Source organism: Mesorhizobium sp. (genome assembly GCF_041661565.1).
In the GTDB taxonomy this organism is placed as follows: Bacteria; Pseudomonadota; Alphaproteobacteria; order Rhizobiales; family Rhizobiaceae; genus Mesorhizobium.
In genome coordinates, this window is sequence record NZ_JBAZUD010000058.1 from 21,551 (window position 1) to 29,545 (window position 7,995).

The window sequence follows — 7,995 nt, forward strand, 5'->3', positions numbered from 1 at the left end:
GGGTTAAACTCTCGTAAAGGCGGATCGATCATGTTAGCCGACATTGGACGGGTGGCGTGGGGCCTAGCCAGTCGAGATCGTGCCATTGCCGGTGACGCGCCTGATCATCGTATTCCTGATGCTGGGAAGCTTCGCGCTTGTCTTCGCAGAACTGGTGCGCCGGTCCGAAGAGATGAGCTTCCGCCCGCAGCCGACCGCGTCTCGCTGCGGTGATTCAGCCGGAACGCCTTGCCCGCAAAGGGCCCTCTAAGCCGCCAAGATCGTTCAATTCTGTGCCATGCAGCCAAGGCGAATTCCGCTTGGCTGCTCGTTGCGCTCGCCGCCCTCCATGGCGTAGATGGGCGCCGGCGGGAAGGCACTCGATATCAAGGGCGATGGCTCCGTATCCGCTGTTTCTTGGGAACAAGGCCTTCGGCACATTGGCCGCCGGGCGTCTTGAGGGGGAAGTCCATGGCGCGCAGTATATTGGTCTCCGGTGGTTGCGGTTTCCTGGGGTCGCATCTCGTCGACCGCCTGCTGCGGCGAGACGACGTGGAAAAACTGGTTGTCGTGGACAATCTGTGGACCGGAACGACAGACAACACGGCCCACATCATCGACCCACGCTTCAGCCTGCGGATCGCCGATGCGGAGAGTTTTTCGTCCAGCCAGCGTTTCGATGAGATCATCCATTTGGCGTCGCCCGCCTCGCCAGTCTGGTACATGCGCGAGCCGACCCGCACCATCAGCGCCAATATAGGTGGCGCGCTCAATCTCCTGCCGTTGCTCAGGCCGGGCGGCCGGTTCTGCTTTGCCTCCACATCCGAAGTCTACGGCGATCCCCTGGTGTCCCCGCAGCCCGAAAGCTACAGGGGGTCGGTGGACTGCACCGGGCCGAGGTCCTCGTATGATGAAAGCAAGCGTTGCACCGAAGCACTGTTGTTCGAGCAGCAACGCGTCAGCGATCTCGATGTTCGCGTCGTGCGCCTGTTCAACACCTATGGGCCGCGGACCCGCATCGATGACGGTCGCGCCGTTTCGAATTTTGTCAGCCAGGCGCTGACCACGGGCGTGCTGACGGTCTACGGCGATGGCGTCCAGTCGCGCAGCTGGGGGTATGTCGACGACATCGTCGAGGGGCTGGAGCGCTTCTTCTGGCGCGACAGCATCTCGCATCGCGGCCCGCTCAACATCGGCAACAACCAGGAGGTCTCGGTGCTGGAGACCGCCAGGTTCGTCAGTTCGCTGGTTCCGGGCAGCCGCATCGAGCACCATCCTCCAACGCCTCAGGATCCGACGAACCGGTGTCCCGATCTGACGGCGGCAAGGCGTGTCCTCCCTGGCTGGGAAGCCAGGACCAGCTATCAGGACGGCATCGCGCGCACATTCGAATGGTTTCGCCGGCAGATTGCGGCGGCGGCGACACAGCAGGCCTGAAGCCGCCAGGTGCAACCGAGGCGGCCGCTCACGCCGATGGCGACGAGGGCGCCGGCCTGCCGGCGAAATGGGGTGCAAAAACGGTTTCGAAGGCGTTGAGCGCCGCGCCGATCGCCTGATGCATGTCGAGATAACGATAGGTGCCCAGCCGCCCCCCGAGATGCAGGCCCCTTTCGTTGGCGGCGCGGTCGAGATAGCGACGGTAGGTCGCCTGATCGCCGCGCGTGTCAATGGGATAATAGGGTTCGTCGGCCCGGCGCGCGAAGCGCGAAAACTCACGGCCGATCAGCGTCTTGTCACTGTTGTGCTGACGTTCAGGATTGAAATGCCTGAACTCCACGATGCGCGTGTACGGCACATCTTCGTCCGCATAGTTCATGATCGCCGTGCCTTGATGATCCGGCGTGTTCATGACCTCGAGGTCGATATCGATGGTCCGCCAGCCAAGCTCCCCCTCGCAATAGTCGAAATAGCGGTCGATGGGCCCGGTGTAGACGACCGGCAGGCCCTCTGGCAGTGAGGCCTTGATATCGAAGAAGTCGACGCCGAGCCGTGTTTCGATGAGGTCATGCGCCAGCATCCTCTCGAAGATCGCCGTATAGCCGTCCACCGGCTGGCCCTGGAAACGGTCGTTGAAATAGCCGTCCTCGAACGTGTAGCGGACCGGAAGGCGGGCGATGATCTGCGCCGGCAATTCGCGCGGATCGGTTTGCCACTGCTTGGCGGTGTACCCCCTGATGAAAGCCTCGTAGAGCGGACGGCCCACCAGGGAGATTGCCTTCTCCTCGAGATTGGCCGGCGCGCGACCACCAAGCTCGGACGCCTGGCTGGCGATCAGGGCGCGCGCCTCGTCCGGGCTCAGCCGCCGGCCGAAGAACTGGCAGATCGTGGCCATGTTGATGGGCAGCGGATAGACCTTGTCGCAAAAGGTTGAGAACGCCCGGTGTCGATAGGAGGTGAAGCCGGTGAAGTTGTTGAGATAGGTCCAGACCTCTTCATTGGGCGTGTGGAAAAGATGTGGACCGTAGCGGTGGACTTCGACGCCGGTGACGGGATCCTGCTCCGTATAGGCATTGCCGCCGATGTGCCGACGCCGGTCGATCACCAGCACCCGCCGGCCAAGCCGCGTCGCGATCCGCTCGGCGAGCGTGGCGCCGTAAAATCCAGCGCCGACAATCAGGATCTCGGCCTTGGTCAGGAGGTTCATGTCCATTGGCGGCACTGTCGGCTTCATGGATCGAGTATGACCCGGGAGAGGTCGACCGGCTTGGAGAATTGGCGCCGCAAAAGGTGCCAGAACCGTTTTCTCAGCCGATGCACCTGACGAAAGTCCTTACTGTCCATGAGATAGTCTCCCACCATGCGCAGGCCGATGATTGGTGGTGACCGCCAACGCCTGCCTTTTCGGTCCACGGCGCCGTAGGAAACCGGGAAGAACTCCCTGAAACCATATTTCGACCCCAGTTGGCGACCTTCGGATTCAGGCGTCCGGCCGGACTTGAGCATCTTCGACGCCAGGAAAAGTCCAACTGGCCTCGTGTGGCGCACTGGCAGGGCGTCGAAAACCGCCGATGTTCCGACATTGTCCGAGGCAAGCCTTGTCCACAAGGAGTCGAGGCCAAACCCGCTCATGGAATTTTCGAACAGAGGCAACATTCTGGCCAGGACATCAGCTCTCAGGCAGGGCGCCATGATTTCGATCCTGTCCACCAGGCGAAATTCGAAGCTCTTGCATCTGACAAATGGCAGATGCGTGAAGTAGCTGTCCAGCGTCAGCGCCGGCTGGCCGACATGCAGGTCGAGCCGGCGCATGCTGGCGAACAGTCCCTCGATCGTTGGCCGGTCGGCTTCGAGATCGTCGTCGGGCAGCCAGATATAGCGGTACCGCTCGAGCAGATCGGGCCGTTGTGTGAGAAGTGCATGGATGCCGTCCCATTTGCCGCCATGGTGGTCGACCCGGTTTTCATATGGCAGCCGGAATGCCGACGGATCGGTTCCGAAATAGCTGACGATCAAATCGAACGTGCAGCCGGCGTCACCAGCTCCCCATCCGCGATGGAGGGAGCCGTCGCCAGCCCTCACGATCACAAGGTCTCGGCGGGAGGCGCTCGTCAAAAAGTCTGCTCTCAACATTCAGCCATGGTCACTAAAGTCATGGGCGTGGTGAGGCGGTACACCAAAGCAAGAACGATGCGAAGGGCCAGCAATGGGCGAGCATGTACCGTTCGACTTTGGCGGTGCGCCACGCGCCTTTACAGCAGGGGACGAATCGGACCGAGCCTGCTACGCCTGTTGTTGCCGCGTGACAGGATTGGCAGCCTTTAGAGGGCGGCATTTACCGACCACATGCGCGCTGGTTGCATGCGCCGCCGTCAAGGAACGACCTTGCCATGAAGCTGATTGTTGTGACCCCCGCAGGCCGGCAGAGATATCTTCGCCTGCTCAGCCACCATGTTCTGAAAAGCCCGGATGTGCATGAGTGGCACCTGTGGGACAATTGCCGCAATGACGCGGACCGTGCCTATCTGCGGCAACTGGCTGCGGCCGATCCGCGTTGCAGGATCAAGACCCTTCCGCATGCCGATGGAGGCTTCAATGTCATCGGTGATTTCTATCGGTTTTGCGACGATCCCGATGCCTTCTACCTGCGCCTCGACGATGATGTGATTTTTGTCGAGGACGGCTTCTTTCCGAAGTTTATGGCCAGGGTCATGGCGGAAAGGGGCTCGGCCATCTGGTACGCCCCTTTGATCATCAACAACGCCATCTGCAACTCGCTGATCAAGCAGCTGTCCAGGGTTCTGGTGGATGGCCCGCTTACATGCCAGGCTTCGTGCGAATTTTCCTGGGCCCATGCCAGTTTTCCGCAGGCGCTTCACCCGGTCTTCATGGAAGCCGTCCGCACCGGCCGGCTGGATGATTTCCGCGTGCCTGACCGCGAGATCAGGCTGTCGCGTTTCTCGATAAACGCGCTCGGTTTCTTCGGGTCGGACATTGTTGGTCTTGGAGAGGCATTTCACCCGCCCTCAGGCGATGAGGAAGAGTGGCTGTCGGCGACCCTGCCGATGAAACTGGACCGGCCGGGCAAGATTTTCGGCGACCTGATCGTGGCGCATTTCAGCTTCTATACGCAGGAGCGCCAATTGCTGCGCACCAACATCCTGGACGGCTACTACGAACTCGCCGGCCTGGCTCCTCCGATCTACGAGAAGCCTCCCATCCGCCTGAGGGACCGGCTGAAGCAATGGAGGAGAGGTCGAAGAGCCTCGACGCCGCCGCGCTATACCATCTCGCTGCCCAACGTCGTCTCAGACTGACCTATCCTGCCGAGTTTTCTTCCCTTGAGCGCGTTGCAGAGCTGAAAGAATTTTCGCTTCATGCAACCTCAGTGATTGAGTTGCGTCGAAAATGTGATACAACTTAAAGGGGTATAAAGGGGGAAGGGAAATGTCGTCTTTTTCGGTCTGGCATTGGGCAATCGTGCTCTTGATAATCGGTGTGCCCGTTTTCTTTGCCGTTCGCTCAGCCGTGAAACCATCGCAGACTCCGTCGACGCTCGTAGGCATTGGAGGCTGGCTGATGCTGTTGGCGATCCTGCAGGCATTGGCGCCGTTGCGCACACTGGTCGATCTTGCCAATTCGGCCGAAGGCTACCGTCAGCTCATGACCCAACCAAATGGAGCCTTGGCGGCCTATGGCGAGATTGCCCTCAATCTCGCTTTCCTGGCGCTTCAGGTGGCCGTCCTTCTCTCACTGCTCAGTCGAAGCCACCGCTTCCCACGCCTGTTTCTCTACCAATGGTTGGCAATCCCGTTATTGTTCATCCTGGACACGCTTTGGATCTCCTCGATCATGGGCGTGCCGGTGAGTCAGGTGAATGTCGGACAGGCATTGTTGGGGCTTCTGGTTTCGTTTGTGGTGACCGGCCTATGGGTCGCTTACGTGTACCGGTCTGTACGGGTAAGGAACACATTCACCAGGCAGACCGCGTCGGTCCAGGCTGTGAACGCCTGAGGGTCCCCCTCCCTGGCGATTGCCGGCTCACCGTTTGCGAAAGCGAGTTGCGAAACGGGGCGCCGACGCCAACGCAGCCGCCTGGCAAGTCGGCGCCGGCGCCAAGGCGACGCATGCGAGACAGCTTGAACTTGTGACTTGTCGGCAGTCACGAGATGATGGCGCGGCCGCTCAAAATCGGGCAGATATGCGCCAATGCCTGCCTCCAGCCGAAACTTTGTCCGACTCACATCCGCATCCCTGCTGATAGGGTTTGTGGCGCTTATGGCTATCGTGGCCACCAACTTCTGGCTGGGGCAGAGGGCTCAATCCTATTTCGACAATGCGATCGAGGCGCGCGACACGCGTATCGCGGCCGTTGAATTGAGAAACGCGATGCAGACGGCCGAGGCGAGCGAGCGCGGCTTCATGATCACCGGAAACGAGATCTATCTCGGCCCCTACCAGACCGCCAAGGCCCAGGCCCAGCGCCATCTGAAGGCGCTGCAGACCCTGCTGACGTCCTATCCCGATTCCGAATCCACCCTGCGGAGGCTCTCCGCGATCATAACCACCAAGTTCGACAAACTCGATCAGACCATAACGCTCAAGAGGGACCAGCGCGACGCCGAAATACTGGCGATATTCCGCACCAACAGGGGCAAGGCGCTGACCGACGAGGCGAATGTGTTCTTCTCGGGCATCATCGGTCAAGCCGATGACCGGCTGACGTCGGGCGTTGCCGAACAACGCGCCAACAGCGCGTGGCTGCGGCTCGTTTCCGCGATCGGCGGGCTTGTGATCGTCGCCGTGGTGGCCGGTGCAGCCTATGGCGCCGCTCGCTACACCAGGGAATTGCGCGATACACGCGACCAGGTCAATGAACTCAACAGCGAGCTGGAGCAGCGCGTCGTCACCCGGACCGAGGACCTGGCAAAGGCGCGCGATCGGGCGGAAGTGCTTCTATCGGAGGTCAATCACCGGGTTGCCAACAGCCTGGCGCTCGTCTCGTCATTGGTGAACCTGCAGTCGAAGGCTGTCGGAGATCCGGCGGCGAAGGACGCGCTCGCCGAGACACACGATCGCATCCTTGCGATCTCACTGGTTCACAGGCGGCTGTATGGCTCCTCCGATGTGCGCTCGGTGTCACTGGATGAATATCTGGCGGGTCTGCTCGATCACCTGCGCACGTCGTTGCGCGCCCAGGTTCAAGGCGTCAGCCTGTCTTACCATATCGACCCGATCGAACTTGAAACCGACACCAGCATCAACCTTGGCGTGATGGTCACCGAACTCGTCACAAACGCCTTCAAATATGCCTATCCGGGTGGCGTCGGAGAGGTCCGGGTGCGGCTCGGCAAACTGGCGGACGGGCAAGCCGAATTGGTGGTCGAGGACGACGGTGTTGGGAGAATCGATGGCGCCCCCGCCAAAGGGACCGGCGTCGGCAGCAGGATCATCAATGCCATGTGCATCAGCCTCGGTGCCAGGATCGACTATCGAGCCCGCCGACCTGGAACCGCCGCTCATTTGGTATTTTCGACAAAACCACGGCGCGCTGCCTCCTCACAGTAGACCGCGTCATCGCAAGATGAAAAACTGACCGCGACGGTACCATCGGCGGCGACTTGGCAATCGTCGCCGTGAAGGGACCGCCGAGGGGGGACAGGCGTGGTTGATCTGAGGACTGTTGCTGCCCGGTGGCCGACCTGTTTGGCGATGGCCGTGCTTGCGATCGCCGCGACAGCGGGGAGCCCCTTGGCCGGACCGCAGGCGGGTGGCCGAGGTATCACTCAGCGCACGGTGTTCCCAGCCTTCGATCCCGACGCACCCTCCTGCGGCGCCCCGACTGGTCTCGCCAAGGTGCTGGCGTATGTTCAGGAGAACGACCGCGAGTTTCTGCAGGGGGTCGATTATGGCCTGTCCCTGGCGGCGAAGGATCGCGGCCTGGAGTATCGACGGGTTCTGGTTCAAAACGATGTCGGCAAGGCGATCATCCAGGTGCAGTCTCTCGTCGCGGCGAAGGTCGGCGCCATGGTTGCCACCTCTCCGGATCCAGCAGCTTTCGCTCCCGCTCTTCAAGGCGCGATATGGTCCGGAGCATTCGTCGGCACTGTTGTGCCTCCGCCGGCGACGTTGCTTCTCAATGCTCCGCAATATCGAACCGGCAAGGTGCTGACCGATGCGGCGATCAATCATATCAACACCAGGCTGGGCGGAAAGGCGAAGGTCGTTCTGCTAACCCAGGATACGATGGAGTTTCTCGCGCCCCGGTTCACGGCAATGCGCGATGGTCTGAATGCAATGCCCGGCGTGACCATCGTTGCCGATATCGCGCCGAGGCCGGTTACCAAGCAAGGCGGCTTCGCCACCATGCAGACCATCCTTGTCGCCAACCCGGACGTCGACGTGGTGCTGGGCGGCGACGCGGTCGTGCTGGGTGCGCTGGAAGCCTTGCGCGCGGCGGGCAAGGACAGATCAGACCAATTCCTCGGCGGAATTGACGGCGAGCCGGAAGCCGTCGCTGAGATCCGGAAGGGGGACAGCCCCTACAAGGCCAGCATCTCCCTGGCGTCACCCGTCTTC

Annotated in this window: 7 protein-coding genes; 5 read left to right on the top strand and 2 right to left on the bottom strand. The window is 61.3% G+C overall.

Annotation, left to right across the window (positions count from 1 at the left end):
• The first annotated feature begins 450 nt into the window (after positions 1 to 450).
• On the top strand, positions 451 to 1,416 hold the full coding sequence (locus WC739_RS12550; RefSeq protein WP_372953354.1) for an NAD-dependent epimerase/dehydratase family protein: 966 nt from the start codon (positions 451 to 453) through the stop codon (positions 1,414 to 1,416).
• Between the two features lie 28 nt (positions 1,417 to 1,444).
• Here the strand turns inward: WC739_RS12550 and glf are convergent, their stop codons facing one another.
• Both glf and WC739_RS12560 read right to left on the bottom strand, forming a co-directional pair.
• Positions 1,445 to 2,629 carry a UDP-galactopyranose mutase gene (gene glf, locus WC739_RS12555; RefSeq protein ID WP_372953355.1) on the bottom strand — a complete coding sequence of 395 codons (1,185 nt, stop codon included), beginning with the start codon at positions 2,627 to 2,629 and terminating at the stop codon, positions 1,445 to 1,447.
• 17 nt (positions 2,630 to 2,646) lie between these two features.
• Complete coding sequence (locus WC739_RS12560; protein WP_372953356.1) at positions 2,647 to 3,504, bottom strand: hypothetical protein; 858 nt, start codon at positions 3,502 to 3,504, stop codon at positions 2,647 to 2,649.
• Positions 3,505 to 3,806: 302 nt separating this feature from the next.
• Between WC739_RS12560 and WC739_RS12565 the strand changes: the two genes are divergently transcribed.
• The 4 genes from WC739_RS12565 to WC739_RS12580 all read left to right on the top strand — a co-directional run.
• Positions 3,807 to 4,733 (top strand): hypothetical protein, encoded by a 927-nt coding sequence (locus WC739_RS12565; RefSeq protein WP_372953357.1) that lies wholly within the window; start codon positions 3,807 to 3,809, stop codon positions 4,731 to 4,733.
• 130 nt (positions 4,734 to 4,863) lie between these two features.
• Positions 4,864 to 5,430, top strand: coding sequence for a DUF2569 family protein (locus WC739_RS12570; RefSeq protein WP_372953358.1), 567 nt, complete (start codon positions 4,864 to 4,866; stop codon positions 5,428 to 5,430).
• Between the two features lie 264 nt (positions 5,431 to 5,694).
• Positions 5,695 to 6,984 (top strand): sensor histidine kinase, encoded by a 1,290-nt coding sequence (locus WC739_RS12575; RefSeq protein WP_372953359.1) that lies wholly within the window; start codon positions 5,695 to 5,697, stop codon positions 6,982 to 6,984.
• 183 nt (positions 6,985 to 7,167) lie between these two features.
• On the top strand, positions 7,168 to 7,995 hold an 828-nt coding region (locus WC739_RS12580; protein ID WP_372953360.1), incomplete at its 3' end, for a sugar ABC transporter substrate-binding protein.

Excerpts from the sequence above, each read along its gene's own strand:
- WC739_RS12550 (WP_372953354.1), top strand. The coding sequence starts at position 451 with ATGGCGCGCAGTATATTGGTCTCCGGTGGTTGCGGTTTCCTGGGGTCG.
- glf (WP_372953355.1), bottom strand. The coding sequence starts at position 2,629 with ATGGACATGAACCTCCTGACCAAGGCCGAGATCCTGATTGTCGGCGCT.
- WC739_RS12565 (WP_372953357.1), top strand. The coding sequence starts at position 3,807 with ATGAAGCTGATTGTTGTGACCCCCGCAGGCCGGCAGAGATATCTTCGC.
- WC739_RS12570 (WP_372953358.1), top strand. The coding sequence starts at position 4,864 with ATGTCGTCTTTTTCGGTCTGGCATTGGGCAATCGTGCTCTTGATAATC.
- WC739_RS12575 (WP_372953359.1), top strand. The coding sequence starts at position 5,695 with ATGGCTATCGTGGCCACCAACTTCTGGCTGGGGCAGAGGGCTCAATCC.